General features: G+C 69.9%; 22 protein-coding genes. 17 read left to right on the top strand and 5 right to left on the bottom strand.

Annotated elements, in window-relative coordinates; all coding sequences use genetic code 11:
* Nucleotide 1: 1 nt before the first annotated feature.
* On the bottom strand, nt 2-1,285 hold the full coding sequence (locus tag WMF45_RS18610; protein ID WP_437718218.1) for a hypothetical protein: 1,284 nt from the start codon (nt 1,283-1,285) through the stop codon (nt 2-4).
* A 250-nt stretch (nt 1,286-1,535) separates the two neighbouring features.
* Between WMF45_RS18610 and WMF45_RS18605 the strand changes: the two genes are divergently transcribed.
* The 10 genes from WMF45_RS18605 to WMF45_RS18560 all read left to right on the top strand — a co-directional run bounded on the left by WMF45_RS18605 (nt 1,536) and on the right by WMF45_RS18560 (nt 15,485).
* Complete coding sequence (locus WMF45_RS18605) at nt 1,536-3,098, top strand: CotH kinase family protein (protein ID WP_437718217.1); 1,563 nt, start codon at nt 1,536-1,538, stop codon at nt 3,096-3,098.
* A 62-nt stretch (nt 3,099-3,160) separates the two neighbouring features.
* Nucleotides 3,161-5,119: a TrkH family potassium uptake protein gene (locus WMF45_RS18600; protein WP_437718216.1), complete on the top strand. Its 1,959-nt coding sequence runs from the start codon at nt 3,161-3,163 to the stop codon at nt 5,117-5,119.
* 116 nt (nt 5,120-5,235) lie between these two features.
* Entirely contained in the window at nt 5,236-5,919 is a 684-nt protein-coding gene (locus WMF45_RS18595; protein WP_437718215.1) for a potassium channel family protein, read from the top strand.
* Nucleotides 5,920-6,028: 109 nt separating this feature from the next.
* On the top strand, nt 6,029-8,797 hold the full coding sequence (locus WMF45_RS18590) for a TonB-dependent receptor domain-containing protein (RefSeq protein ID WP_437718214.1): 2,769 nt from the start codon (nt 6,029-6,031) through the stop codon (nt 8,795-8,797).
* Nucleotides 8,797-10,221 (top strand): hypothetical protein, encoded by a 1,425-nt coding sequence (locus WMF45_RS18585; RefSeq protein ID WP_437718213.1) that lies wholly within the window; start codon nt 8,797-8,799, stop codon nt 10,219-10,221. Before WMF45_RS18590 ends, WMF45_RS18585 begins: the two co-directional genes overlap by 1 nt.
* Before the next feature lie 2 nt (nt 10,222-10,223).
* Nucleotides 10,224-11,312 (top strand): hypothetical protein, encoded by a 1,089-nt coding sequence (locus WMF45_RS18580; RefSeq protein WP_437718212.1) that lies wholly within the window; start codon nt 10,224-10,226, stop codon nt 11,310-11,312.
* 7 nt (nt 11,313-11,319) lie between these two features.
* Entirely contained in the window at nt 11,320-12,042 is a 723-nt protein-coding gene (locus tag WMF45_RS18575; protein WP_437718211.1) for a hypothetical protein, read from the top strand.
* A 190-nt stretch (nt 12,043-12,232) separates the two neighbouring features.
* Nucleotides 12,233-13,093, top strand: a complete 861-nt coding sequence (locus tag WMF45_RS18570; protein ID WP_437718210.1) for an SDR family NAD(P)-dependent oxidoreductase — start codon at nt 12,233-12,235, stop codon at nt 13,091-13,093.
* 269 nt (nt 13,094-13,362) lie between these two features.
* The gene (locus WMF45_RS18565) at nt 13,363-13,791 is read left to right on the top strand and encodes a hypothetical protein (protein WP_437718209.1); all 429 of its coding nucleotides are present in this window, start codon (nt 13,363-13,365) and stop codon (nt 13,789-13,791) included.
* Between the two features lie 356 nt (nt 13,792-14,147).
* Nucleotides 14,148-15,485, top strand: coding sequence for a hypothetical protein (locus WMF45_RS18560; RefSeq protein WP_437718208.1), 1,338 nt, complete (start codon nt 14,148-14,150; stop codon nt 15,483-15,485).
* Nucleotides 15,486-15,516: 31 nt separating this feature from the next.
* On the opposite strand, the gene WMF45_RS18555 is transcribed toward WMF45_RS18560, so the two are convergent.
* Complete coding sequence (locus WMF45_RS18555; RefSeq protein WP_437718207.1) at nt 15,517-16,452, bottom strand: LysR family transcriptional regulator; 936 nt, start codon at nt 16,450-16,452, stop codon at nt 15,517-15,519.
* Nucleotides 16,453-16,556: 104 nt separating this feature from the next.
* On the opposite strand from WMF45_RS18555, the gene WMF45_RS18550 reads away from it, so the two are divergent.
* The 5 genes from WMF45_RS18550 to WMF45_RS18530 all read left to right on the top strand — a co-directional run bounded on the left by WMF45_RS18550 (nt 16,557) and on the right by WMF45_RS18530 (nt 21,613).
* Nucleotides 16,557-17,579 (top strand): zinc-dependent alcohol dehydrogenase family protein, encoded by a 1,023-nt coding sequence (locus tag WMF45_RS18550; protein WP_437718206.1) that lies wholly within the window; start codon nt 16,557-16,559, stop codon nt 17,577-17,579.
* A 738-nt stretch (nt 17,580-18,317) separates the two neighbouring features.
* Complete coding sequence (locus tag WMF45_RS18545; RefSeq protein WP_437718205.1) at nt 18,318-19,517, top strand: AAA family ATPase; 1,200 nt, start codon at nt 18,318-18,320, stop codon at nt 19,515-19,517.
* Nucleotides 19,514-20,272 carry a hypothetical protein gene (locus WMF45_RS18540; RefSeq protein WP_437718204.1) on the top strand — a complete coding sequence of 253 codons (759 nt, stop codon included), beginning with the start codon at nt 19,514-19,516 and terminating at the stop codon, nt 20,270-20,272. The genes WMF45_RS18545 and WMF45_RS18540 overlap by 4 nt, the downstream gene beginning before the upstream one ends.
* A 37-nt stretch (nt 20,273-20,309) precedes the next feature.
* Nucleotides 20,310-20,519: a hypothetical protein gene (locus WMF45_RS18535; RefSeq protein WP_437718203.1), complete on the top strand. Its 210-nt coding sequence runs from the start codon at nt 20,310-20,312 to the stop codon at nt 20,517-20,519.
* Nucleotides 20,516-21,613, top strand: coding sequence for an AAA family ATPase (locus WMF45_RS18530; protein WP_437718202.1), 1,098 nt, complete (start codon nt 20,516-20,518; stop codon nt 21,611-21,613). Before WMF45_RS18535 ends, WMF45_RS18530 begins: the two co-directional genes overlap by 4 nt.
* A 107-nt stretch (nt 21,614-21,720) precedes the next feature.
* Here WMF45_RS18530 and WMF45_RS18525 read toward each other — a convergent pair whose 3' ends face one another.
* The 3 genes from WMF45_RS18525 to WMF45_RS18515 form a co-directional block, all read right to left on the bottom strand.
* The gene (locus tag WMF45_RS18525) at nt 21,721-21,984 is read right to left on the bottom strand and encodes a hypothetical protein (RefSeq protein WP_437718201.1); all 264 of its coding nucleotides are present in this window, start codon (nt 21,982-21,984) and stop codon (nt 21,721-21,723) included.
* Between the two features lie 85 nt (nt 21,985-22,069).
* The gene (locus WMF45_RS18520; RefSeq protein WP_437718200.1) at nt 22,070-22,684 is read right to left on the bottom strand and encodes a hypothetical protein; all 615 of its coding nucleotides are present in this window, start codon (nt 22,682-22,684) and stop codon (nt 22,070-22,072) included.
* Nucleotides 22,681-23,451, bottom strand: a complete 771-nt coding sequence (locus WMF45_RS18515) for a hypothetical protein (protein ID WP_437718199.1) — start codon at nt 23,449-23,451, stop codon at nt 22,681-22,683. The genes WMF45_RS18520 and WMF45_RS18515 overlap by 4 nt, the downstream gene beginning before the upstream one ends.
* Nucleotides 23,452-23,866: 415 nt before the next feature.
* Here WMF45_RS18515 and WMF45_RS18510 point away from each other — a divergent pair, with 415 nt between their 5' ends.
* Both WMF45_RS18510 and WMF45_RS18505 read left to right on the top strand, forming a co-directional pair.
* Nucleotides 23,867-24,031: a hypothetical protein gene (locus WMF45_RS18510; protein WP_173427417.1), complete on the top strand. Its 165-nt coding sequence runs from the start codon at nt 23,867-23,869 to the stop codon at nt 24,029-24,031.
* A gap of 64 nt (nt 24,032-24,095) precedes the next feature.
* On the top strand, nt 24,096-25,916 hold the full coding sequence (locus tag WMF45_RS18505) for a tetratricopeptide repeat protein (RefSeq protein ID WP_437718198.1): 1,821 nt from the start codon (nt 24,096-24,098) through the stop codon (nt 25,914-25,916).
* The last annotated feature ends 154 nt before the right edge of the window (nt 25,917-26,070 follow it).

The raw sequence follows: 26,070 nt of genomic DNA, 5'->3' as shown, positions 1-26,070 counted from the left end.
CTCACTCCTTCGAGAGATAAGCGATCATGAAGCACATCTCCTGATTCGTCCCTTCCCCCCAGGGCACGTCCACGGGCGGGATGGAGAACTGCCCCTCGCTGTCCACCGTGTTGTCCCATGTGCACTCGGTGACGAAGCGATCCCCGGTCCCCCAGCGCATCGGCTCATCGAACATGTAGAGCGCCTGGTGGTGGAACTCGAACTCGCCGCGCGCGGCGCACTCGCTCTCTCCGCCGTCGCGCTCGATCCAGGCCCGGTACGACCGGCCGAGCACGTGCATGTGCGGCATGACGCCGTACACGAGCAGCGGCGGGCCCTCGTTCGGCGCGGAGCTCTGCTCGGTGTGCGACTCGGCGCCCGCGGGGATCGTGAAGGGGACCGGGCCGAACACATCCATGTAGACCTCGGCGCGAGGCGCCTCGCGCGAGAGCTCCAGGCGGTAGCCGGACCGATCGCGCGCCTCCGAGTTCCTGCGCCCGAAATAGTGCATCTGCAGCACGAGCTGCTCGCCGGGCTCGACCCGGACCCCGGCGCCCTCCGGCAGCCGCGTCACCCCGACGCCGGGCGCCCAGCTGTGGAGCAGCTGCCAGTCGAGCTCGATGACCGGATCGCGGCACGGAAATGCGCGCGTCCCCGGCGCGACGCCATAACCGATGCCCGCGTCGCCGCCGAGATCCCGGTACACGGCCATGTGGTGCACGACGGCCGGATTGCCGACCTCCGCCTCGAACGCCGTGATCCAGGCCGGCTCGGAGAAGGGGTTGTCGATGATCGTGCAGAAGTACTCGTTGCCGTCGTCGTCGAGGGAGACCTCGTGCTCCTCGGGCATCCCGAGCGTGGCGTCGGGCGATTCGATGCTGTCCGCCCGGCCCCGCGGCGGCGGCGAATCGACAGGATCGCCGAGCGGAGCGCCGTCGCGCGCCCATGCCTCGAAGAGGAGGCGCTCCTCTTGACCGAGGCTCATCCTCTCCGCGCCTTCGTAGCTGCGGCAGCTCGGGTCCATCACCGGCGGCGGCATGTCCCCCGCGCTCACCCGCAGCGACATGAGCGCGGCCAGCCGCTGCGCCGTCGCCGCGTCCGTCAGCGCCACCCCGCCGACGCCCGCGCCGTCATGGCAGGAGGCGCACGAGCGCTCCACGAGCGGCTGGATGTCCCGGTACCACGTCACCTCCGGCCCCGGCGACGCGGGCGCCTCCCCGTCGCCCCCACACCCCGTCATCCCCACCGCCCCGAGCACGAACACCACCGCGCTCCGCGCCCTGCGCACAGCTTCGCCCCTCGTCATCCCACGCCTCCTGTCGTCACGGCCGGCTCAGGAGCCGCATCTCCGCGAGGGCTCCTGTCAATCGGTCGTTTCAAACAGTTGTTTAATAGCCAGTCGGCGGTGTGTCAAGGGCCGAGCTCGACGAGCGCGGCGGCGGTCCTCGAGCGGCGGCGACGTGAGAACGGAGAGGCGCGTGTCGGCGCGCGTGCGGATGCCAGCGCACATCCAGCACGGGGGCCCGCGCCGCGCGCGCTCGGCTAGGATCGCCCGCATGCGCAACCCCCGCCTTCTCCTGCCGCTGGCGACGGCCCTGGTCCTGGGATCCTTGCAAGGTGCCGGCTGCTCCGGCGAGACGCCCGGCGGCGGGTCGTCGGGCCCCGATGGGTCACGCTGCGAGCCGTCGGGCGGCGGACCGCACTGGCTCCTCGAGGGCGAGAGCGTGACGTTCCCCGTGACGTGCGCGACCGGCCTCGCGCTCCCCGACGGCGCGATCGAGGTCGGCCCCCTCCCCGACGGCGCCACCTACGACCCGGTCGCGCGCGAGGTGACGTTCTCACCCGGGCTCGATCAGGCCGCCGTCTACGAGATCGAGATCCGCGTCGCGCAGACGTCCGAGGTCGGGCGCGTCAAGATCGGCGTCGCCGACGCCTTTGCCGATCCGGCGAACGTGCCTGTCGTCGATCCGGCCCGGTATCCCGAGGAGTACGGCCTGCCGGTGCTCTTCCTCTCGCCGACCCCCGAGGCGAAGGAGTACGCGCCGGCCACGGTGGTCTACCGCGGCCACACGTACACCGCCGAGGCGGAGCTCCGCGGCGAGAGCTCGCTCGGGTATCCGAAGAACAGCTTCACCCTCAAGTTCCCCAAGGAAGACAAGTTCAACGAGCCCGACGAGGCCGGCGGGTTCACCGATCGCCGCAAGGTCGTGCTCATCACGACGTTCGACGACAACTCCTATGTCCGGCAGCGCCTGGCGTACGACCTCTGGAACCGCCTCGATCCGGAGCACATCCAGATCAAGACGTACAGCGCGGTTGTGTACCTCGACGGGCAGTACGCGGGGCTCTACACCGTGGCCGATCACGTCAACGGCTACCTGATGGAGGACCACGGGTACTCGCAGGACGGCAACCTCTACAAGGCGGTCAGCCACGCCGCGAACTTCGCGCTGACCGCGCCCGACGGCGAGCCGAAGGAGACGCTGCACGACGGCTTCGAGAAGAAAGAGGGTACGCCGCCGGAGGGCGAGCCGGAGGCGTTCGCGGACCTGGAGGATCTCGTGAGCTTCGTCGGCACGTCCGACAACGCCGAGTTCGCCGCCGAGATCGGGTCGCGGATCGATCTGCGCGATTACGAGGACTGGTGGATCTTCGTCACGTTCATCATGGCCGACGACTCGGCCGGAAAGAACAGCTACCACTACCGCGATCCGGTCGCAGGCACCGTGTTCCGCTACGTGCCGTGGGACTTCAACGCGAGCTTCGGCCAGGCGTGGCAGACGGAGCGCCAGCCGGCCTCCGATCGCGTCGAGTACCTCGACGTGAACCTCCTCTTCAAGCGCCTCCTGGAGGAGCCGTCGATCGGCGATCCGCTGCGCGCCCGCTATGGAGAGGTCCTGCGCGGCGCGTTCGACGACGCCGAGATCCAGGCGATCGTGGATGGCTACGTGGCGCGCATCGACGCGAGCGCGCGCCGGGACGAGGCGAGGTGGGGCGAGGCGTACCGGAGCTACGAGGAATGGAGCGGGCGCGGCGACTTCACGACATACGAGGAGGAGATCGCGTACGTGAAGGCGTGGATCTCGGAGCGGTGGCAGCACCAGGACGCGCTCTACTGAGCGGCTGGCCGCTCGTCGCGCGGTGGGAGCGGACGTTGACAGCGGCCGACATGGCGGCGTGAATGCTGCGCGTGGATCCCTCGCCTCCCCCTTCATCCTGGTCGGGAGCGCCGCGCGCGGCCCAGCCCGGCGGCCGCGGCGGCCGCGCGGAGCCCGCGCCGACGGTCGCCTCGCCGGGCGCGCCGTCCGTGCCGCCGCCCTCCGCGGCCGCCGCCGCGGTCGCCGCCGCGGCCGCCGTCGCGCTCCGGCCGCGCGCCGCGTGGATGCGACCGGCCTCCCTCCTGGCCGGCTGCGCCGTCCTCCTGGGGGCCGACCTCGCGCTCGCGATCACCCGGCACGTCTCGATGGCGCTGACCGCGCTGGAGACGCTGCTCGTGCCGGCCTGGCTCGTGGCCGTCGTCTCGCTGGAGCGCGCGCACCGGACGCTCACCGGCGCGCGGGCCGAGGCCAGCCGGCCCCGGCTCGCGCTGTTCCTGCTGGCGCTCGGCCTGCTGCTCGCGTGCATCGGCGAGAAGTGGATCCTCGTCTGGCAGCCGGCCGGCGACGCGGGGCACCGCGGCGTCGTGCTCTACCGCTCGTACACCGTGCTCGCGTTCTCCCTGGCCCTCGGCGGCCTGCTCGGGCGCCGGCCGCTCGAGCGGCTCATGGCCACCGCCGCGGAGCACCCGGCGCGGCTCATGGCCGTGTCGTTCGGGGTCGCCACGCTGATCGGCAGCTTCCTGCTCACGCTGCCGCAGTCGCTCCGGAACATCGAGGACGCCTCGTTCGTCGACGGCCTGTTCATGTCCGCGAGCGCCGTGTGCGTGACCGGGCTCGCCGTCCACGGCATCGCCGACACGTACACGCCGTTCGGCCAGGCGGTCCTGATCCTGCTGGTCCAGATCGGCGGGCTCGGGATCATGGTGCTGTCGACGTTCTTCGCCATCCTCGCCGGCAGGCGGCTCAGGCTGCGCGACGCCGCCGTGATGGCCGAGCTCATCGACGCCGAGTCGTTCGCCCGCCTCCGCCGCAACGTGGCCGCGATCGTCCTGTTCACGCTCGGCGTCGAGCTCGTGGGGGCGATCGCGCTCCTGTTCAGCTTCCTGCCGTACCACGCGATCGCCTCCGGGCCCGTTCCCGGCGAGCCCCTGTCCGGCGCCGGCGATCACCTCTGGGCGGCCGTCTTCCACGCGATCAGCGCGTACTGCAACGCGGGCTTCTCGCTGTTCGGCGGGGGGCTTGTCCCGCTGGTCGGCTCGCCCGCGGTCTCCGCCGTGCTCGGGGGGCTCGTGATCTTCGGCAGCCTGGGCTTCCCGGTCCACGACGAGCTCGTGCGCCGGCTCCGGCTGCGGCTCCGCGGCGAGCGGCCGCCGCGGCTGTCGCTGCACAGCCGGGTCGTGCTGCTCACGACCGCTGTGCTGCTCGTGGCCGGCGCGGCGGGCTTCCTGCTGCTCGAGTGGCGCCGGTCGATGGCCGGCCTGCCGTGGCCCGTCAAGGTGATGGCGAGCTTCTTCCAGTCGGCGATGACGCGCTCGGCGGGCCTGACCACGGTCGACTTCGGCCTCATGGGCCCGGCGGCGCTGATGCTCACCTCCATGATGATGTTCATCGGCGGCGCGCCGGGCTCGACCTCGGGCGGGGTCAAGGTCACGACCGTCGCGGCGCTGTTCGCGGCGCTGCGCGCCGAGCTGCGCGGCGACGAGGCGCCGCACCTGCTCGGGCGGACGCTCCCCGCGGCCACGGTGCGCCGCGCCCTCGGGGTCGCGTTCCTCAGCATGGTGCTCGTCTCGGTGTTCGTGCTCGTCCTGCTCGCCCTGGAGCCGCACGACCCGATGGGCCTCGCGATGGAGGCGGTCAGCGCGTTCGCCACGGCCGGGCTGTCGGCGAACGTCACGCCGTCGCTGAGCGCGCCGGGCAAGGTCGTCGTCACGGTCGCGATGTTCATCGGCCGCATCGGGCCGCTGACCATGGCCCTGGCGCTCGCCAACCAGGCGAGGGCGCGGAGCTACCGGCTGCCCGAGGAGCGCGTCGGCATCGGCTGAGCGCGCGGCCCGGCCCCGGCGCCCCCCGCCCGGCCCGCGCACGAGTGGCGCTTGCCGCGGATCCGTGAGACGTTCGCGGCGCCGCGCCGCCAGGCGGCGGCGCGCGCCGCGGGACCATGAGATCGAAGAGCATCCTTGTCATCGGGCTCGGCCGGTTCGGCACGTCGATCGTCGAGACCCTCTGGAAGAACGGCGCGGAGGTGATCGCGATCGACAACAACCCCGAGGCGGTCGACGCGGTGAAGGACAAGACCTCGGCCGCCTTCGTCGGCGACGCGACGGTGCACAAGGTGCTCGAGGGGATCGGCGCGCAGTACGTGGACACCGCGATCGTGACGTTCGGCGAGCACTTCGAGCCGTCGGTGCTCTGCGTGGCCTCCCTGGTCCGGATGCGGGTGCGCGAGGTGATCGCCCGCGCCGCCACCGATCGCCAGGCCGACATCCTGCGCGCCGTGGGCGCGGCCCGGGTGATCCAGCTCGAGACCGAGATGGGCCGCCGCATCGGCGCCGACATCACGATGCCGCTCGCCCAGGATCTGCTCGATCTGGCCAGCCACTACCGCGTGGTCCCCTGGAACGCGCACGGCCAGCCCGTCGGGCAGACGCTCGCCGGCGCGAAGATCCGCCAGCGGTACCGGATCAACGTGCTCGGCGTGCGGCCGCACACCAGCAAGCTGCCCGGCGACAAGCCGCGCCTCGAGGCGCCCACACCGGACTACGTGATCCGGGACGGAGACACGCTGCTGCTCGTGGGCGACGGCGACGACGTGAGCCGGTTCGTGGCCGAGGTCGGGGGCTGATCGGCCTCCCTGCCCCGCGCCGAGGCGCCCCGAACAGGCCACCCGAGCACATCCCGGCCGCGCGTTCCGGCTTTTCCCCTCGTCCTCGATGTGCGAGAGCGCCAGGCACATGCGTTCTTTCAAAGCGCCCTCTGCGATGCGCCTCGCTGGCTCGGAAGCGCTGCTGCTCGCGGTCGCGGTGACCACCAGCGCAGCGCGCGCGCAGCCCGCCGACGAGCCGCCGCCCGAGCCTCCGATCGAGGGAGACGTGGGCGGGGCCTCCGTTCCTCGCGGCGGAGCCGGCGCGGTCGTCGTCCCCCAGCCGGGCACGGCCCAGCCGGCGCAGCCCGCCGCCGTCAGCCCGCCGAAGCTGATCACGTACGCCCCGCCGGTGTATCCGGAAGAGGCCCAGCGCGCGGGCGTCGAGGGGAGCGTCATCCTCAAGCTCGACATCGACAGGACCGGGCGCGTCACCAAGGCCGAGGTCCAGACGCCGGGCGGACACGGCTTCGACGAGGCCGCGCTCGCGGCCGCGCCCGGCCTCGTGTTCGAGCCGGCGCGGCGCCCGGACGGCACGCCGGCGCCGGCGCGCATCCTCTACCGGTACGGGTTCACGCTCACCCCCAAGCCCGAAGGCGCGGCGGCGCCGGCGCCGCCCGCCGACGTCGAGACGGTCGTCGGGACCGTCCTGTCCGCGAGCACCGGCGAGGGGCTCCCGGACATCTCGGTCGGCCTCCTCCGGCCCGACGGCGGCCGCGAGGACGTGAAGACCGACCAGCGCGGCAAGTTCCGCTTCAAGAACCTCCCTCCCGGCAAGTACCGCGTCGAGGTCGCCGCCGCGGGGTTCGAGCCGTTCACGGCCGACGAGGACATCGCGGAGGGCGAGGCGATCGAGGTGCGCTACCGCATCTCGCTCGCGAAGCCCAAGGACGGCGCGCCGCAGGGCATCGAGGTGACCGTGCAGGGCGAGCGCCCGCCGCGCGAGGTGACCCGGAGGACGCTCGAGCGCCGCGAGATCGACCGCATCCCGGGGACCGGCGGCGACGCGCTGCGCTCGCTGCAGAGCCTGCCCGGCGTCGCGCGCAGCGGGTTCGGGCTGCTCATCGTGCGCGGGTCCGCGCCGCAGGACACGCTCACGTTCATCGATCGCACCCCGGTGCCGATCATCTACCACTTCGGCGGCCTCTCCTCGGTCGTGCCGACCGAGATGCTCGAGAAGATCGACTTCTACCCGGGCAATTTCAGCGCCGTGTACGGCCGCGCCATGGGCGGCATCGTCGACGTCGGGCTCCGCTCGCCGAAGCAGGACGGCAAGTACCACGGCGTCGTCCAGCTCGATCTCATCGACGGGCGCGTGCTCCTCGAGGGGCCCATCCCGTACCTCAAGGACTGGAAGTTCATCGCGGCGGGCCGGCGGAGCTGGGTCGACGCGTGGCTCGGGCCCGTGCTCAAGGAGGCGGGCTCCAGCGTGACGCAGGCGCCCGTCTACTACGACTACCAGTTCGTCGTCGAGGGCCGCCCCTCCGCCGGCGAGCGCGTGCGCGCGAGCTTCTACGGATCGGACGACGCGTTCAAGATCACCCTGGACAAGCCGCCGGAGGACGAGCCGGCGCTGACGGGCGACTTCGGGCTGCACACCGCCTTCCAGCGCTTCCAGCTCAGCTACGAGAACCGCCTGGGGAACCGGGACAGGATCCTCTGGTCGCTGGCCCTCGGCAGGGACGTCTTCGACTTCGGGATCGCGCCCTTCGCCTTCAACATCACAACGGCCTCGCTCGACCTGCGGCTGGAGTACTCGCACCGGTTCGCCAGGTTCCTCACGATGAACGTCGGCACCGACCTGACGAGCGGTATCGCGACGGTCAAGCTCCACGCGCCGACGAGGGTGCCTGCAGGCCACCCGTCGAACCAGCCGTTCTCGACGCTCCCCGCGCAGGACCAGTCGTTCGACGGCCCGTACTCCCGGCCCGCCGCCTACGCCGAGTTCGAGGTGGTCCCCTCGCCGCGCGCGCGGATCGTCCCCGGGGTGCGCGTCGACTACGCGCTCGACACGCGCACGCTCGACGTGAGCCCGCGGATCAACGCGCGCTACGACATCCGGAGCGGCTTCCCGCGGACGACGGCCAAGGGCGGCGTGGGCCTCTACTACCAGGCGCCCCAGTTCCAGGAGAGCGTCGAGCCGTTCGGAAACCCGGAGATCAAGTCGAACCGATCCATCCACTACGGCCTCGGGGTGGAGCAGGAGATCACGCCGCAGATCGACGTGACGGTGGACGGGTTCTACAAGCAGCTCGATCGGCAGGTCGTCTTCTCGGCCGAGAAGGACGGATATGCCAACGACGGCACCGGGTACGCGGTGGGCGGCGAGGTGCTCCTGAAGTACAAGCCAGACGACCGCTTCTTCGGCTGGGCGGCCTACACCCTCTCGCGGTCGGTGCGCACGGACGGCCCCGGCGAGGAGGAGCACCCGACGCCATGGGACCAGACACACGTGCTGACCGTGCTCGGGAACATGCAGCTCGGCCGGGGCTGGGAGGTCGGCGCGCGCTTCCGCCTCGTGTCGGGCAACCTGGAGACACCCTATGTCTGCGATCCGGAGCAGAAGGGGTGTGATCCGAACCGGGTGAACGCGATCTACCATGCTTCCTCGGGCAAGTACTCGCCCTTCCCGCTCGGGGGCGACTACAGCGAGCGGATGCCGCTGTTCCATCAGCTCGATGTCCGCGTCGACAAGACGTGGCGATTCAAGAGGTGGCAGCTCGGGCTCTACCTGGATGTGCAGAACGTCTACAACCACCAGGCCGCGGAGGGCATCAGCTACAACTTCAACTTCACGAAGCGGGAGTACGTGACGGGGCTCCCCTTCCTGCCCACGCTCGGGCTGCGAGGAGACTTCTGATGAAACGGACCCGACTGCCCTCTCGCCGCGCGCTGCTCGCCGCGCTCTCGACCCTGGCCCTCGGCATCCCCTGCTGCTCGGGGAGCGACCTGGCTCCGTCGTCCGAGGTGGAGGGGCTCCGCATCCTGGCCGTGACGGCGGACAAGCCGTACCCGGCGCGGGGCACGCCCGTGACGTTCCAGATGACGTACGCCGACGCGCTGGGCGACGCCAACGGCGACCCGCGGAACGTCGAGGTCATGTGGATCGGGGGCTGCGTGAACCCGCCTGTCGGGGTGGACGCGCAGATCGGGTGCCTCGGGCAGTGGATAGGCACCTACATGGCGGCAATGGCCCCGCCGCGGGGAGGAGAAGGTGCCGGCAGCGGCAGCGGCGGTAACGGCGGTAACGGCGGCAACGGCGGCAGCGCCGACGGCGGCGGCGGTAACGGCGGCAGCGCCAACGATGGCGGCGGCGGTGCCAACGACGGCGGCGGCGGCAACGGCGGCAGCGCCAATGGCGGCGGCAGCGCCGACGGCGGCGGTGGCAACGGCGGCAGCGCCGACGGCGGCGGCAGCGCCGACGGCGGCAATGGCGGACAGGAGGAGCAGACCGCTCTCTTCAAGCGACAGGAGCTCGAGTCGGCGCTGAGCGGCAAGCCCAACGCAGCGTCGTTTACGTGGACGCTGTCCGGCGACATCCTCAGGCGCCCGGACGCAGCAACCACCGCGAGCGGAACGAAGTACTCGTCGGCCTACGTGTTGTTCGCCTTGTGCGCCGGCAAGGTGCGGCCATCCCCGCCGCTGTCCGCAGCGCTGGAGGCGCTGCAGACAGGCGCTGACCCGTCCGCGGCGCTGGCAGACCTGGCAGGCGCCGGCCTGGAGATTCCACTGGAGTGCATCGACGAGGACGGGAAGGTGCTCGGTCCGGACAGCTTCGTCGTGGGCTACACGCAGGTGTTCGTCTTCCAGGATTCGGATCAACGAGCCAACACGAACCCGCCCATCGACGGCTTCACGCTGAAGCTGGACGACAAGGAGGTCGCGCTCGGCGAGAGCGGCCTGCCCGTCGTGGAACCGTGCATCCAGCCGGAAACGAAGGCGCAGGGATGCGGCCCGGCTGAGCCGGACGCCGACGACTGCACGACCTACGACATCGACGTGATCGTGCCGTCCGACGCCGCCGACGTGGACGTGGAGGCCACGGGGCTCGGCGGGCCGCCCGCGCGCGAGGCGATCTGGGTCGACTACTACACGGACGGGGGCGGATTCGACGGGGCGAGGCGCCTCGTGAGCGACGCGGTGACCGGCCCCGGCGAGCGCCACGGGACCACCTGGACGCCGCCCTCGAAGCCGGGGCCCGTGTCGCTGTGGGCGGTCATCCACGACACGCGGGGCGGAGCGAGCGTGAAGCAGATAGAGGTCGAGGTGCGTAAGAAGGAGTAGTCATGCCGCCGCTCGATCTGCACGTCGCCCTGTTCGGCGCCTCCGGCGCAGGCAAGACGGTCCTCCTGGCGGCCTTCTACCGGGCGCAGACGCAGCCCTCGTTTCAGCTCGAGCACGCGTACAAGATCCAGGCGGTCAACAAGGCGCAGGGCAACCAGCTCCTCGGGCGCTTCTACCGCCTCGAAGAGGGCAGGTTCCCCGACGGCAGCACGCGCTTCGACGCGTACGAGTTCGACTTCTTCCCGAGGGACCTGCCGGAGGCGGCGGTCCGCATCCACTGGTACGACTACCCCGGGCGCTGGTGGGAGGACGAGCCGATCGACGCGGAAGAGCGGGAGGCGATGCGCCAGGGCCTGCTCAAGCTCGGCATGAGCCACGTCGGGATCCTCCTTGCGGACGGCGCGAAGTACCGGAGCGAGGGGACCGGCTACATCCGGTGGCTCTTCGAGCACTTCGCCGACGAGTGCGACCGGCTGCGCCGGACGAGCGCCGCCACGGGCGACGAGGTGAGCTTCCCGCGCGAGTGGATCCTCGCCCTCAGCAAGGCCGACCTGTTCCCGCCGGAGTACAGCGCGAGCGACTTCGAGCGCGAGGTGTGCCGCGACGCCGACGATCAGCTCGCGAAGCTCTGCGCCGTGCTCCGCGCCGAGCGCGCGTTCGGCCACCGCTTCATGCTGCTCTCGTCGGTCGCCGCGCCGGTCGACGCCGACGCGCCGGTCGACCCTGGCACCTCGCTCGGCGTGCGCACGCTCGCGCCCGCGGTCCTTGTGAGCACCGTCGAGGGCGCGGTCCGCGAGGCGCAGGCCACGCGGAAGGAGAAGTCGGCCGGAGAGACGTTCTTCCAGGGGCTGCGCGATCTGGTCACGTTCGTCGACTCCCTCGACGACTTCCTCCCGAAGCGATACCAGATCGTGAGCAAGATCCTGCGGTTCGTCTCGATCAAGGACTTCGCGACAACGCGGCTCGACAGGCTCCAGAAGACCCGCGAGGGCGCGATCCGGAGGGGCGACGCGTTCACGGCGGTCCTGAGCGCGATGGCCGCGGCCCTGCGCAACGACGAGGGGGCGCGGGCCTACCACCAGAACCAGTAGGACAGCCATGCTCGCGCCCGCGCCAGCGCCCGTCGTCGAGACCTCGCGCCTCCTCTGGAGGACGCGCGGCGAGCACTGGGACTACGAGTTCATCTGCGTGCCCGAGATCCCGGCGCTCCCCGCCTGGCTCACGGCGCTCGAGGCCATGATCGGCGACGCCGACGCGAGCGCCGGAGAGCTCCGTTATGGCCTGCTCGAGATCGACCAGCCCGGGCCGAGAGGCCCTCTCGTGTTTCCCTACGTGGCGACGCGGTTCCTCGATCCGGCGCGGAAGGACTGGACCGGAAGGCAGGTCCAGCACTTCGCCGTGTGGTTCCCGCCGATCCCGGAGGCGGCGATCGAGGCGCTGCCCGGGGCGATCCCCGCCGACTGGCACCTTCGCGTGCTCGAGGGCCTCGCGGGGACGTACGGCTCCGGCGAGGTGTTCGGGCTGCCCGAGGCGGCGATCCGCGCGTCGAGGCGGGGTGCTCCGGAGAGCCGGGCGGCGCGCGCGATGGCGATCGTGAAGCGCACGCCCCCGGTGGCGCTGCTCGAAGGCGAAGCCGCGCCCGCGCGGTGGAAGCGGGTGCCCACCTTAAAAAAAAAGCGCCCGGATCCTCCGGGCGCGGTGGGCGTGAAGGTGGCGGGAGCAGGCGATAGCGGCAAGCGCCCGGGACTCGGCTGCTTCGCGGTCAGCCTGCTGGTGATCGTCGCCGTCGGCCGACTGATGATCGGATGGGTGGCGGGCTGAGGCGGCCTCTCGGCGCGCGCGGCTGTCGGCCAGCGCGCATGGTAGGGGCCGCTGCGGTGACATGCAAGCCATTCGTGGAGGTGGCCACTTCACGCCGGAGGATCGTGGCCCCACCCGCCGGCGCCCACTATGCTCGCCCCGATCGCCGCGCCAGATGCGGCGCGCCATCAACGCATGACGGAGATCCGCTGTGAATGACCATCCCGCATTGACACCTGGCCGCGCCGCCGTTGTGACCGGCGCCGCCGGCGGCATCGGCCTCGCGGCCGCCGAGCGCTTCGCGCGCATGGGCCTGAAGGTCTGTCTCGCCGACCTGGACGGACCGGCGCTTCACGAGGCCGCCGCCCGCGTCGCCGCCGCCGCGCCCGGCGGCCAGGCCGACGTGCGCGCGGTGCCGACCGACGTCGCCAGGCTCGAGGACGTGCATCGGTTGAAGCAGGCCGCCTACGACGCGTTCGGCGAGGTGGCGGTCCTGATGAACAACGCCGGAGTCGGCGGCGGCGGCAAGCCGTGGAAGGACATCGACCGCTGGCGGCGGCTCATCGAGGTCAATCTGTGGGGCGTGATCCACGGCGTGCAGGCGTTCACCGAGGCGATGATCGCGCAGGGCACCCCCTGCGCCATCGTCAACACGGGCTCGAAGCAGGGCATCACCACCCCGCCCGGCGACGCGGCCTACAACGTCTCGAAGGCCGGCGTGAAGGTGCTGACAGAGCAGCTCGCCCACGAGCTGCGCAACGTGGCGGGCTGCAAGATCACCGCCCACCTGCTGATCCCGGGCTACACGTTCACCGCGATGACCGCGCGAGGCCCGGAGAAGCCCGCGGAGGCATGGACCGCCGATCAGGTGGTGGATCGGATGATCGGCGGCATGGCCCGCGGCGACTTCTATCTGCTCTGTCCCGACAACGCGGTGACGCGCGAGATGGACGAGCGCCGCGTGCAGTGGGCGGCCGACGACCTGATCCGGAACCGACCTGCGCTGTCGCGCTGGCATCCAGAGTACGCCGAGGCGTTCGCCGCGTTCATGGCGGGCGCCGCGAAGCCCTGAAGGGCCAGGCTGCCCGGAGCGCGCGCCGCCCGCAGGCGGGGCGGGGCTCGGCCCCGGGCAGCATAAAGATCCGTCGCTGTAACAGGAGAACTGCACAGGTTCTTTTCGGCCGCCCGAATTGAATGTTTCACTTCGCGTGATGGTCGGGCTTCTCACAACACAACAGCGCAGACATCCTGGCCCGTTGCGCGGCTCCTCCTCTGGATGCAGATCGTGCGACGAGGTCCTCGACGAAGGGTCGCCCGCGGCCCAGTCTACCCGCCAGCTGTATGGTCCCGCTCCCTGCCCGCCCGCTTCAGACCCACTGGTGCAGCGAGGGCACGGTAAAGATCTGGTGTCCCGCGCCGGCGCTGATGGTCACGTGTGTCACCGGGGTGCTGGTGGAGGCGGGCGCCGCGGCGATCGAGGAGGTCATGTTGCGGCGGGTGGCCGCGGAGGGCCGAGTGCTGGTCTTCAATGACTGGGAGGCGATGACCGATTACGAGCACGTGACGCGCACGCGGCTGACCGCGGCGACGATTTCCGTCCTCCATGCGGTCGAGGGAGGTCACTTCCTGCTCCAATCCAGGGTGGTCATCTTCGGCGTTCAGATCGCGAATACCGTCATCCGGAAGCTGACCGTCCATCCGTCGCGCGCGGTGTTCGAGCGCGCGCTGGAGGACGCGCTCCGCCAGCGCGCGCCGGAGGGCACGGTCTAGTCCTCGGGTTGGCCCCCACGGCTGGCGGGAAGTTACGATCCGGATTGATCTTTATCTGTCGGCGTCCACGCGCTCCAGCTCGCGCCACCGCGTCGAGCGCTCTCCGCGGGGATCCCCGTTGATTTGGGGCATATTTTTTGGCAGCCCGACGGATTCGGTAGTAGGGTGTCCCGCCATTCACAGCCCACGATAAGATTGTCGGCGTATTGAAATCGCTTTGCGCGGACCATGCTCTCGGGAGACCCACGTGAACACCAACATGACAAGTGGCGTGGTCGACGGCGGCGCCGATGCGGCCCTCGTGGATGTCGGAACGTGAACCCGCGTGTCCGATTCACCGCCGTAGGAGATTGATCATGAGCACCTGGAAGACGCCCAGCGCAACCCTTGTCGTCACTCTCTCGCTCGCCGGGGTCGCTGCGCCGGCCACGAGCAACGCGCAGCCTGCGGAGCCGGCTCAGCAGACTGCGCCCGGCGCGGCCGCTCCGCCGCCCGTGGAGGCGCCCCCTCCTGCTCCTCCCCCGCCCCCGGCCGAGCAGAAGAAGGCCGATGACAAGCCTCTCGTGCGTGTCTACGGGATCCTCAAGCCCACGGTCGTCGTGGGGAACGGCCTTGAGTCCTTCGGCAACCCGAACTACTCCGCCCCGACGGCCGCGGTGAACCCGCTGTTCCTCGCCGATCCGGACGCCGTGGGCCTCACCTTTCAGGCGCAGCAGACGCGCGTTGGCGTGGCCGTCGGGGAGGGCACGCCCGTGAAGGGGCAGGTCGAGCTCGATTTCATCGATTTCGGCAAGTCCTCTCCGGCCCAGGGGATGAGCCTTCGCGTGCGTCAGGCGTTCCTGGATTGGACTCCCGCCGAGGGACACAAGCTCACGCTCGGCCAGACCTGGGATCTGTTCTCGCCGCTGAACACGCACACGTACAACCTCGTGGGTGGGATGTTTCAGTCCGGAAACTCGGGCTTCATGCGCCACCAGTTCATGTACCTGGCGAACGTCGGCAGCGTCGAGGTGGGCGCCGCGCTCGGTCTTGTCAGCCAGAACGTCACGGCCATCCTCAACAACGTCGAGTACTCGCGCACGCCGACCGTCTCGCTGCGCGCGAGCTATCGCGCCGAGAAGACAGCGTGGGTGGGCGCCTCGGTGATCGGGACGCGGCTCGCCTTCGACGCGAACCTGCCGACCGAAGAGGGGCGGCTGGCGCTCGGCGGCAACCTGTTCGCCGAGATCACGAGCGGTTCGCTGAACGTGCGGGCCGAGGCGTACGGCGGGAAGAACCTCGCCAACCTGGGCCTCCTGACGCTCGGGCAGGGCTATCGCACGGACGACGTCGCCGAGGTGGGCGGCTGGGTGTCGGGGAAGGTCACGTTCGACAAGCACTCTTTGCACCTCGTCGCCGGGACCGCGATGGTGCTCAGCACCGACGAGATGCAGCTCGGCTACACGCCCGGAACCCCTGCGGCGGGCGGCACGCCGGCCACCGCTCCCGCGCGCGTGGGCGCCAATGGTCCCGGCATCGAGCGCAACCTGACCCTCCGCGCGGGGTATGCCTTCGCGCCCATGAAGGGGCTCTCGATCGTGCTCGAGCCTTCCCTGTTGCTCACGCGCCACAAGCTCGATCCGGCGGCCGCAGCGCAGCATGACGCCGACCGCACGGGCTTTGGCGTCGAGGCGGGCGGGCTCTACCAGTTCTGACAGGTCTGACGGCTCACGCGACGGAGCGCGCTCAACGTCGCCCGCTCCGCCGGCGCTCTCCCCGGCGCTGGGGCGAGGGTGGAGCGAAGATCTCCGCGAGAAAATCGACGAACACGCGCACCTTCGGCAAGAGGTGCCGGTTCTTCGGGTACAGCGCGTGAATCGGCCAGGTCGTCGTCGGGAACTCGTCGAGCACGGTCACGAGCGTCCCCTCGGCCAGCGCGTCCTTCGCGAGGAAATCGAACATCGCGATGATCCCGCTCCCGGCGATCGCGAGGCGCCTCAGGACATCCACGTCGTTCGCGTGGAACGGCCCGGCGATGGGCACCTCGAGCACGGCGTCGCCGTCTCCTGTCAGGAAGCGGAACGCCGTGGGCCGCCCGTCGCGCAGGTACCCGACGCAGTCGTGGCCCGCGAGATCGGCCGGCGTCGCGGGCGCGCCGCGCCGCGCGAGGTACGACGGCGCCGCGCAGTGGACGATGCGGCTCGCGCCGAGCCGCCGCGCGACGAGGCTCGAGTCGCCGAGCGGGCCGATGCGCACGAGCAGGTCGAGCCCCTCGGCCACGGGGTCGACGTGCTGATCGCGCAGCGTCAGGTTGACCCGCACGTCGGGGTAACGCGCCGCGAAGCGCGGCAGGCCCGGCGCGATCACGTCCCGTCCGAGCGCCACCGGCGCGTCGACGCGCAGCAGCCCCACCGGCTTCTTGCTCGCACGGGCGATCGCCTCGGTCGCCTCCCCCAGCTCCTCGACGATGCGGACGCAGCGCGCGTAGAAGGCCTGCCCGTCGTCCGTGAGGCGGAGCGACCGCGTCGTGCGCGCCAGGAGCGCCACGCCGAGCTCCTGCTCGAGGCGCATCACGCGCCGGCTCACCGCGGACGGCGTGACGCCGAGCCGGCGCGCGGCGCCAGAGAAGCTACCGGACTCGACGGTGGCGACGAGCAGCTCTATCGCGGCGAGCGAGATCATGATCTGTGCTGAAATAGCACAGGTGACGTTCCCTCGCGCGGACTACTGCACGCGGAGGAACGGATCTACGGATGGGGTGTCCAGGGAAGATTGGAGGACACGCCATGAAGACTGTCATCATTCGGAAGAACGCCTCGGAGTCGGACGCATGGACGCTCGCCGAGCGCCCCGCACCCAAGCCCGGTCCGGGGCAGGTGCTCGTGCGTGTCCGCGCGGCGTCGCTCAACTACCGTGACCTCATGGTCGTGCGCGGCCGGTACGGCGGGGAGCGCAAGGACGAGCTTGTCCCGCTGAGCGACGCGGCGGGCGAGGTGGTCGCGGTCGGAGCGGGCGTGCGGCGCTGGAAGGAGGGAGATCGCGTGATCTCGACGTTCTTCCCGGCGTGGGCCTCGGGGCCGTTCCGGAGGGAGTACAGCGCTGCGACGCTCGGTGCGGGCGGGAACGATGGGGTGCTCGCGGAGCTCGTGGTGTTCGGGGAGGACGCGATCGTCCGCGCGCCGGCCCACCTCGGGTTCAACGAGGCGGCGACGCTGACGTGCGCCGGGGTGACGGCGTGGAACGCGCTGTTCGAGTCGGGGCCGCGGCCGGCGCCGGGGGCGACGGTGCTCGTCCAGGGGACCGGCGGGGTGTCGCTGTTCGCCGCGCAGCTCGCGCGCGCGGCGGGGCTGCGCGTGATCGCCACGTCGTCCAGCGCGGCGAAGATCGAGCGGCTGCGCGCGCTCGGGGTGACCGAGGCGATCGACTACCGGAAGCAGCCGGAGTGGCACGAGGAGGTGCTGCGGCTGACAGGGGGCGAAGGGGTGGATCGGGTGATCGAGGTGGGCGGCGCGGGGACGCTGCCGAGGTCGATACAGGCGGTGAAGACGGGGGGCGTGGTGAGCTTGATCGGGCTGCTCAGCGGAGTTGGGAGCCAGATCGATCCGATGCCGATCCTGTTCCGGGCGATCCGCGTCGAGGGGACCGTGGTGGGGTCGCGGCAGGCGACCGTGGAGCTCGGGGCGGCGCTGGAGCTGCACGGGATCCGGCCGGTGGTCGATGAGGTCTTTCCGATCGAGCGGGCGAACGAGGCGCTCGCGAAGCTCGCCGCGGGGAAGCACTTCGGCAAGGTGGTGATCGGGCTCGACTGAGGCGAAGCGGCGGCGAGGGGGCGGTGCTCGCGAGCGAGCGCGGCACGGCATGGCGCCGCGCGGTGAGCAGGCGCCGGACACGACGGGCTGACAGCGGCGCGGCCGGAGCTGCGCGACGTGGCGTGCACGGCGGCGTTCCCCGCGAGAGCGGATCACCCGTCCGGCATGTGTGGGAGGGATGTGCCAGCCGGCCGTGATCTGTGCCAAGTGAGGGGGGTCCGGCACCGGCACAACCGCAATGCATTGCGACACACCGGGTGCCGGACCCCCATGAAACGCTCCGTGGAGCGTTTTCGGGTGTGAATTTGTGCCAAAGAACGCTCAGTTTTGCGCAATTTTGTGCCATTCACCCCCCGGAAGCGCGGGATTTTGTGCCAGAAGGGGGGTCCGGGACCCTCCGGACCGCAATCCATTGCGCTTGTCCGGGTCCCGGACCCCTCCAGGGCGCAGTCCACTGCGCTTGCCCGGGTCCCGGACCCCCTCCGGGCGCAGTCCACTGCGCCCTGTGCCTGCCCGGGTTCGGGACCCCTTCAGGCCCGCGATCCGGCGCCTGCGCCGGGGCACGGCCTCCTCCGCCGTTTGCGGCACGTATCCTCTCGACGGCGCAGCGCACATCCGTCGGCTTCTTCCGCTCTCGACCTCGACGCCGAGCTCGGCGACTGGAGCTGCGCCCGCCGGAGCCGCCCCGCGCCCTTGACCCTCGCGCCCCCGGGCGACGATGATCCCGGATGACCAGCGATGATCCGCACCCTCTGGATCGAATCCTTCAAAGCCTTTCTGGACGACCCAGGGCGCACCGCGCCGGGGATCCCGCTCCAGCCGTTCACGGTCCTTGTCGGCCCGAACGGATCGGGCAAGTCGACGATCCTCCAGGCGATCGACACGCTCGGCTGGTTGTCTGCGGGCACCATCAAGGAGATGCTTGATGCCCACAACTGGGAGTACGCCGACCTCGCGCACCTGCGCGCCGCGCGCTCACACATCTCGATGCGGGCAGAGATCGATCTGCCGAATGCCGCCCGAGTACAGTGGCACCTGACCCTGGGCTCACGGCGCGCCCCCGGTGTCGCCTTCGAGTGGATCAAGAGAGCCGAAGAGGATGCCTGGCGGTCCATTCTCCTCCGGAGCGGTAGAAACGTCGCGCAATTCCCGGAGCTCGCCGACGCCGGCGAGGAGAAGACGACGCTGTCGCTCCCCTCCTCCTGGCTCTCCACGATCGACCTCAAGGCCGATCGCGCTCGCTTCCCTACCCTGGTCGCGCTGGCGCAGTGGGCGCGGCGCATCCGGGCCTATTACTTCCTCGATCCGGTCGCCCTCCGGGCGTCGTCCCGCGGCAAGGGCGAGAAATTCGACGAGCTCGGCCTCCACGGCGAAAATTTCGCCTCGTTTCTCGGGCGCATCAAGGCCCGACCGAAGGACTTCGCGCGGCTCATCGAGCGCGTCCGCGCCCACTACCCGCGCCTCGTCGATATCCATGTCCGGCGCAAGAGCTACGGCTGGACTCACCTCGAGATCACCGAGAAGTGGAACGGCGAACAGGCGACCTTCAACGCCCGCCAGGTGAGCGACGGCCTCCTCCGCCTCATCGCCGTGGCCGCCATGCACGAGATGCGCGAGCCGCCGAGCGTGCTGCTCCTCGACGAGATCGAGAACGGCCTGCACCCGCGCCTCCTCGGCGGCCTGGTGGCCATGCTGGAAGAGCTCACCAGGACCGGGACGACCCAGGTGATCGTCACGACCCACAGCCCCATCACCCTCAACTACGTCTCGTCTCCCGAGTCCGTGCTCCTGGTCACCCGCGGCAAGGGCGGCGGCGTGCAGGTGACCCCTATGAACGAGACGAAGAGTTTTCAGGAGCTACGGGAGCACTTCGAGCTCGGGGAGCTCTGGTACAACGCGGGCGAGGAGCGGCTCGTGCCGGGGAAAAAGGGGCGATGAGCGGGCGCAAGAAGGCTGCGTACACCGTGTTCATCGCAGCCGAGGGACCTTCGGAGCTGGGCGAGCTCGCCGGGGCCCCACAGTGGCGCTCGCCCGGGAAGCCGCGCGAAGGCTACTTCCAGCCCATCCTTCGGAGGTTGCTGGGCGACGACGTGGCGTTCGAAGGGCAGAAGATCACGCTGCTCGGCCGGTTCGACGCGAAGCAGAAGCTCAAGGGACACGCCGATCGAGCGGCCAAGGCCCTCCGCCTCGCGAGCACGCTCGTCGAGGACTGCCGCGTCCTGGTGTTTGCGCACGACGTCGACAAGGCATCCGGCGAGAAGCGGAACGCGACCGAGCGCGCCCGCCGGGTCAAGGCGCTGCACGAGGAAATCGAGGCTGGCTTCGCGGCCGTGGACGGCGCCGACCACGTGCTGCGGGTGAAGGCGACGCCGCTCCGGATGATCGAGGCGTGGGCGCTCGGCGACGCGGCGGCGGTGCAAGCAGTCGCGGGGAAAGACGGCGACCCGGCGGCCATCCCGAGGCATCCGGAGGAGACGTGGGGCGACGAGCGCGACCGCGCTTCGGGGCACCCGAAATGCGTGCTCCGGCGCGCGCTGGGCCGCGATCCGACGCCGGAAGACTTCGCCGAGGTGGCCCGAGGGGCCGACGTCCACGTGCTGCGGGCGTCATGCCCGGCGAGCTTCGCGCCGTTCGCGGATGAGGCCGAGAGGGCTGGACACGAGGCTCGGGTGGCCGGGGTGCTGGAGCCGTAGCGATGAGCATCAATGATGCAAGAGCCGAGATGATCCTATGAACAAGCCAGGCCACCCCCGACGGCTCGCGGGGCGGCTCCTCCTGGCCTGGCTCGCCGGCTTCTACGAGCGCGCCCGCGGCGGCAAGCACGGCCTGGTGGTGCTCGCGGTGCCCGGCGGCATCCACGAGGACCGGGTGTGCCTCAACGAGAAGTACAACCTGCCGTACACGCCCGACATGGCGGCGGTGTACCTGGAGACGTCGTGATCACCCGCATCTACATCGACAACTTCCGCACGCTCGTCAATTTCGAATGGAAGCCGGGGAAGCTCGCCCTTCTGCTCGGCGAGAACGGGTCCGGCAAGTCCTCGGTGATCGATGCCTTGTGGGGCATCCGCGCGCTGGTCGCGGAGCAGGGTGAGCTCCGGCGCTGGTTTCCCGGTGTCTCTCGCGCGCGGTGGGAGAAGAGGTTCGACCTGAGCATCGAGCTCGACGTGCAGATCGAGCAGCAGGCTTATACCTACAAGCTGACGATCGAGCACAGTCCACACGAACCGAACAAGAGCCGCGTGAAGCGTGAGACCCTCCAGCTGGGGGACCGGCTGCTCATGGATTTCGCCATGGGGGAACTGCAGCTCTTCGATGACGACGGCGCCCGCGGCCCCCGCGTCAGCGGTGACTGGGCCCGCTCCGGGCTGGGCGCCATCGCGGCCGGAAAGGACAACAAGCGCCTCACGGCGTTCAAGCGATGGCTGCGTGACGATCTGTGGTTTCTTCGCCCGGATCCGCGCGCGATGTCCTCACGCACGGACGAAGAGGCGGACGAGCTCACCCCGGACCTGTCCAACTTCGCTTCCTGGCTTCCTCGATGGATAGCGCAGGATTTCAGCGGGGCGATGCGCGCCACCCAGACTCTCCAGCAGGTGCTGGATGGCTTCCAGGCGCTGCAGGTCAGTCGAACGGCGCCGAAGCTCGAGGCCACCTTCCTTCTGGAGGACAGCAGCCCGTACGTGGTGGACTTCTCCGAGCTCTCCGAGGGGCAGCGGCAGCTCTGCAGCCTGTACTTCCTGAGGCACGCCGTCCTGCAGCCGGGCAGGCTCGTCATCTTCGATGAGCCCGACAACTACGTCGCGCTTCGGGAAGTCCAGCCCTGGCTGAGCGAGGTGCTCGAGCTCTCGTTGTCGGCGAGCGGGCCGCAAGTATGGTTCATCAGCCACCACCCGGAGCTGCTCAACCAGCTCGCTCCGTCGCACGGGACGAGGTTCTTCCGCGGTCGAGGGCCCACGCGCGTCGCGCCGTTCGCCGGCGCCGAAGGATTGACGGCTGCCGAGACGGTCGCGCGCGGGTGGGACGGTGAGTGATCGCGCGCAGTTCGGCTGGTGCCGAAGCGCAACATCGAGACATGGATCTACGCGCTGGACATGTCGCGGTCTGTTCCTGAAGGGCAGCCGCTCGATGAGGTCGAGGCCTACCCCAAGCTCCCTTTCGAGAGCGAATGCGCCGGCGCTGCCGAGGCGTTCGCGGACCACGCTCGCCTGACACCGATCGGACGCGGGACGCGATGATCACCGACATTCCAGAGCTTCCTCTGCGCAGCATCGGTCCGCAGCTCGGACCCGGAGGCGTTGCGCAGCCAGGAGAGGAAGTCGAGGTAGTCTCTTCGCCACTTCGCCCACCCGGCAGGTGGGGTGAAGCCCTTCCAGACGGTGGTGAGCTGTTCGTCGGTCAGCATGACGATGCGCGGCGATGGTAGCGGACCGTGGAAAGGTCACGCAAGATCCCGGACCTATCCGAGACGCTGCGCTTGCCGAGATGGATCACGCCCCCAGCCGCCACCTGTCGAGCGGAAGGAGCAGCTTCTCCTTGATGGCCCCCTCGTCCCCGAGCGCGGCGAGATTCGGATCGAAGTAACGATACGCGTATTCATCTCCGCCGACCCTGACCTTGTGCTCGGCCCCATTCTTCCTGTTGGCAGAGCGCGAGAGCTGGCTCCAGGCGGAGCTCCAATCGGGCTTCTTGGCTCGTGTGCGGTGCAAGCCGATCCGGAGCTCGGAGGCCGCCATCTCGGCGGGCTTGAGGCTGGCAGGGTCAGGTTCGCCGTCGCAGGAGTCATCGTATCCGGTATCCGCGATGGCATGGATGTGGACCTTGCAATGAGCTCCGTTGCCAGATGCCTGCCAGACGCACTCGACCTGGTAGGCCGGCGTCAGGTCCCATGCCCAGTGTTCAGGCCGGAAGAACGGCTTCGTCGACCGGGGGAGCCTCGCGACGTTGATGGGAGCCCATCGTTCGAATTCGAAGCCCCGCTCGGCTAGAAATTCGTCTGTCAGTTGCAGCAGATCGCACAGCCGCCGATGGTAGGCGTGCAGGAGCCTGTACGCGCGACGCACATCGGCGAGCGCCCCAGTCAGATCGACGTTCTTCTCGCTCACCGGATCCTCCACCGCTGGATCATGCACACCGAGCCTTCGCTCCCGAGTCGCTCTGTGACCGTTGGCAACGACGAGAACCAGGTCTTCCTACGGTACCCCCACGCTTCGAGCGCCGCTGCCATGTCGCGCAGGATCGCCGATTGCGGTGATACGCGCGTCGAGGCCTCGATCGGATAGAGCGCCTCGCGCAGATCCTCCCATCGGATCGTGAGCACCCCGGCGACATCGCTCGCGACCTCGCGCCGGACACGAGCAAGGTAGGCATGCCCTTCCTGCATCACGAGCCCTCCCACCGCGATGAGCCATAGCTGCTTGCTTGAGTGCGCGGGAGTCGCCCGCACCGCGCGAATCTGCTCCACCCACTGTGCCGGATCCTGGAATCCTCGATGCTTGGCCTCGACCAGGAGCAGCGTGTCGCCCCACGAGACGAGCACATCGGGCTCGACCCGCACCTTGTTCCGCCCTCCATCGCCTGGCCGGAGGCTGGGCCAGAACGACCACGAGGGCACCCCCACGGGAGGGATCGCGGGCATCGGCGGACCATCGCCCAGGGGCTTGCTCGCGCCACGCAGGATGGCCCACGCGAGCTCGGCCGGCAGGTACTCCAGCCGCTCGAACACCATCGACGTGAGCGGGTCCTCGAGCTCCGTCAGCCCGTCCGCGGCCGTCTCCTGGGTGCTTCCCTCCTCCAGCGTGTCTCCGTCGCTTTCCTCGTCGACGCCGACCGCCACCCGGCCGAGCTTCCCGTGCAGGAGCGCCTTCAGCATGCACGACGAGGCTACCGTCTTGCTGCGCCGGCTGTCATCCGTGACAGCGTGCTCGCCACCGACGCCGTGTCGTCGCACGTGCCTCGTGGTCGTCGCCGAGCATGCGCTCCTCCGGGGGGCGTCGGGACGGCTTCGGGCTTCTTGGCGCCGGGTGGAGCCATAGAGGAGGTGCGTGCCGCGTGGTACGATGGCGAACCGAACCTACATCGGCGACCTGGAGACCCCCTCCTTCCTCGGCTGCGAACCGGCACGGCCATGCACGAGCCCTATACCCCGGCGGGCGAGCGGCCCCCGACTCGCTCGCGCCTCATGAGCCCGGTTTTCACCCTGCCACCGTGCCGCGGGCGGAAGCATGTTTCTTCTGCGGCCGGCCCTCACGGACGGCCGCCATCCCGGAGAACCGAAAGGAGCGCCCATGTCCAAGAGTAAGCCCACCCCCAACGATCAGCGGTCCGTCACCAAGAACCCCACCAGCGACGCGTACCGGGCCGACCGGGACAACCGGATCGCCCAAGGCCACCCCAACCCGCCGCCCCCACCTGCGCCGCAGCCCGAGGCGTCGCAGCCCACGAAGAAATGACGGCTTTGGAGGCGCCCCGGTGCTCCTTGCTGGGGCGCCTCCCTGATCCTCGACGTCGCGACCTATGCCCAAGGCCAAAGTGATGAGCCCCCCTGTCATCCCCGGGCCCTTGCCGATGCGCGGGGGCCTCCTAGCCCTGCTGGCCTCGGCCTTCCGGCTGCGCGAGCGCATCCAGGATCGGCCTGGCGGCATGTCCACGACCACCGCCAAGCGCGTCCTCGGAGACGAGCCGCAGGTTCGCTCCGAAAAGCGGGCCGCCCTTGTCCGCGTGCTGCTTGAAGCCCTCTTCACCCCTGACTACCTCGCCGCGCGAGGTCTCACAGCCGACGAGATACCCATCCACAATGAGCTGGTGGCCGCCGCATTGGAAGATGTGCTCGATCGATGGGACGAGCTCGCACGGCTGTTGAATCCCAGCGCGCTCCCGGCCGACTCCTTCTTCTTCTCGTCGCTCCTGCAATCCACCGGGCTGCTCGCGGACGTCCTCGTACGGTGCGCCGCGTACCTCGTCCTATACCGAGACCTACATCCCGTTCTCGAGGCGATCCCGGCGTGGTACCAGCAACCTGGTCTCCAAGGCGTTTACGACGATCTGGTCCGCCGGGCGCGCAGAGGCGTCCCATCCCAGGAACGCCTCCGCCGAGACACTCGCCTGGACAAGCGCACCTTGCAGGCCATTCGGAAGGGCACGGGCGAGCTGCCCCAGGGCGAAACCCTCGTGCAGCTCGCCAGCGCGTTCGCCACGTACGACGTGGCGAGCCGCACCGGCGGCCGGCTATCAGCCGCCGAGATCGAGCTCGAGCTGCGCATTGCCTGTGCGGTCGCCCGCGTGCGCGCTCATACACAGGCCGATCGATCGCTGGGCGTCATCCTCGGCGAGCACTTCGCGCATCTCCAGCGGCTGCGCTCAGAGCTGCGAGCATACACACGCGACGAGCTTGCGGTGGTCGTCGTTCGAGGCATGCGTTCGCCGCAGGCCGACGCACTACAGCGCATCTTCCAGACGCACGCGTTCGAGAGCATCCTCAGCTTGGTCATGCAGGAACAACAGCGCGCAGCGCGCATCCATGCGCTCATGAGCACGCAACCCGAACAGGCGATGCGCGAGATGGCCGCGGAGATGTCGGAGATGGCACAGCAGGTACGACGCGACCTGGAGCAGCACGAGTTCCTGGGAACGTCCAAGGTAGCATGGCTACCGGTACGGATCTTAGAGCAGGGCGCCGCACTCTTCACCGAGCTCACCAAGGCGCCGGCGGAGCGCTCTGCCGCGCCGGAGGCAGCCTTCAGGAGCTTGCACGAGAGCAACGATGAGCTCGCGGCGGAGTCCCTGGTTCTTCGGGCACTTGCTCCATGGGAGCACCTCACCGAGGTTGCGCGCGAGGCGCTCCTTCGCGAGGCGGTCGCTCATTCGCCCTCTTCTGTGTTCGCTCGTGGCTATCTGGCCGACCATCTTGTTGGCCACGGCAGGACCGACGAGGCCATCGCGCACCTCTACGCTATCCTGGGCGAGAGACCAGACGATTACGAGACGCGGGAGCACCTGGCCCTGCTGCTGGTCGACGCAGCGCCTCGCGAAGCGCTCGCCGAGGCCGAGGCCGCGCTTGAGCATGGTGGCCGGACAGCCATATCCCACTATGTACATGGCGAGTGCCTCATCAAGCTCAACCGTCCATCTGACGCCGAGGCTTCTTTTCAGCGAGCATTGAAGATGAACCCCCGCCACTCTCCGTCCCTGCACGGCCTGGCGAGGTGCCGCCGTGCCCTGGGCGACGAGCGCGAAGCGCGCAGGCTGGAGCAACAAGCGGCCTTCTACGGTGGCGCAGCAGGGGGCATCGCGAATCAAGAGCACATTGAGACCGCAAGACGCTCGCGACAGCCTTGAAGGGGGCGGCGCCTCTCAACTCAGGCGAACACGGAGATTGTCGCCCACGTCGCCCGGGTGACGATCGTTGAGCTCGTCCGCTAGGTAGCCATGTGCGCCCGGACTTGGCCGCCGCACAAGCAGCCGCCGGCTCCGGATTCGCGAGGCTTGCAGC

It is taken from the genome of Sorangium sp. So ce448, assembly GCF_051520915.1.
Classification (GTDB): Bacteria; Myxococcota_A; Polyangia; order Polyangiales; family Polyangiaceae; genus Sorangium; species Sorangium cellulosum_B.
This window is presented reverse-complemented; position numbering and strand designations above follow the sequence as displayed.

Excerpts from the sequence above, each read along its gene's own strand:
- WMF45_RS18610 (WP_437718218.1), bottom strand. The coding sequence starts at position 1,285 with ATGACGAGGGGCGAAGCTGTGCGCAGGGCGCGGAGCGCGGTGGTGTTC.
- WMF45_RS18605 (WP_437718217.1), top strand. The coding sequence starts at position 1,536 with ATGCGCAACCCCCGCCTTCTCCTGCCGCTGGCGACGGCCCTGGTCCTG.
- WMF45_RS18600 (WP_437718216.1), top strand. The coding sequence starts at position 3,161 with ATGCTGCGCGTGGATCCCTCGCCTCCCCCTTCATCCTGGTCGGGAGCG.
- WMF45_RS18595 (WP_437718215.1), top strand. The coding sequence starts at position 5,236 with ATGAGATCGAAGAGCATCCTTGTCATCGGGCTCGGCCGGTTCGGCACG.
- WMF45_RS18590 (WP_437718214.1), top strand. The coding sequence starts at position 6,029 with ATGCGTTCTTTCAAAGCGCCCTCTGCGATGCGCCTCGCTGGCTCGGAA.
- WMF45_RS18585 (WP_437718213.1), top strand. The coding sequence starts at position 8,797 with ATGAAACGGACCCGACTGCCCTCTCGCCGCGCGCTGCTCGCCGCGCTC.
- WMF45_RS18580 (WP_437718212.1), top strand. The coding sequence starts at position 10,224 with ATGCCGCCGCTCGATCTGCACGTCGCCCTGTTCGGCGCCTCCGGCGCA.
- WMF45_RS18575 (WP_437718211.1), top strand. The coding sequence starts at position 11,320 with ATGCTCGCGCCCGCGCCAGCGCCCGTCGTCGAGACCTCGCGCCTCCTC.
- WMF45_RS18565 (WP_437718209.1), top strand. The coding sequence starts at position 13,363 with ATGGTCCCGCTCCCTGCCCGCCCGCTTCAGACCCACTGGTGCAGCGAG.
- WMF45_RS18560 (WP_437718208.1), top strand. The coding sequence starts at position 14,148 with ATGAGCACCTGGAAGACGCCCAGCGCAACCCTTGTCGTCACTCTCTCG.
- WMF45_RS18555 (WP_437718207.1), bottom strand. The coding sequence starts at position 16,452 with ATGATCTCGCTCGCCGCGATAGAGCTGCTCGTCGCCACCGTCGAGTCC.
- WMF45_RS18550 (WP_437718206.1), top strand. The coding sequence starts at position 16,557 with ATGAAGACTGTCATCATTCGGAAGAACGCCTCGGAGTCGGACGCATGG.
- WMF45_RS18545 (WP_437718205.1), top strand. The coding sequence starts at position 18,318 with ATGATCCGCACCCTCTGGATCGAATCCTTCAAAGCCTTTCTGGACGAC.
- WMF45_RS18540 (WP_437718204.1), top strand. The coding sequence starts at position 19,514 with ATGAGCGGGCGCAAGAAGGCTGCGTACACCGTGTTCATCGCAGCCGAG.
- WMF45_RS18535 (WP_437718203.1), top strand. The coding sequence starts at position 20,310 with ATGAACAAGCCAGGCCACCCCCGACGGCTCGCGGGGCGGCTCCTCCTG.
- WMF45_RS18525 (WP_437718201.1), bottom strand. The coding sequence starts at position 21,984 with ATGCTGACCGACGAACAGCTCACCACCGTCTGGAAGGGCTTCACCCCA.
- WMF45_RS18515 (WP_437718199.1), bottom strand. The coding sequence starts at position 23,451 with ATGCTGAAGGCGCTCCTGCACGGGAAGCTCGGCCGGGTGGCGGTCGGC.
- WMF45_RS18510 (WP_173427417.1), top strand. The coding sequence starts at position 23,867 with ATGTCCAAGAGTAAGCCCACCCCCAACGATCAGCGGTCCGTCACCAAG.
- WMF45_RS18505 (WP_437718198.1), top strand. The coding sequence starts at position 24,096 with ATGCCCAAGGCCAAAGTGATGAGCCCCCCTGTCATCCCCGGGCCCTTG.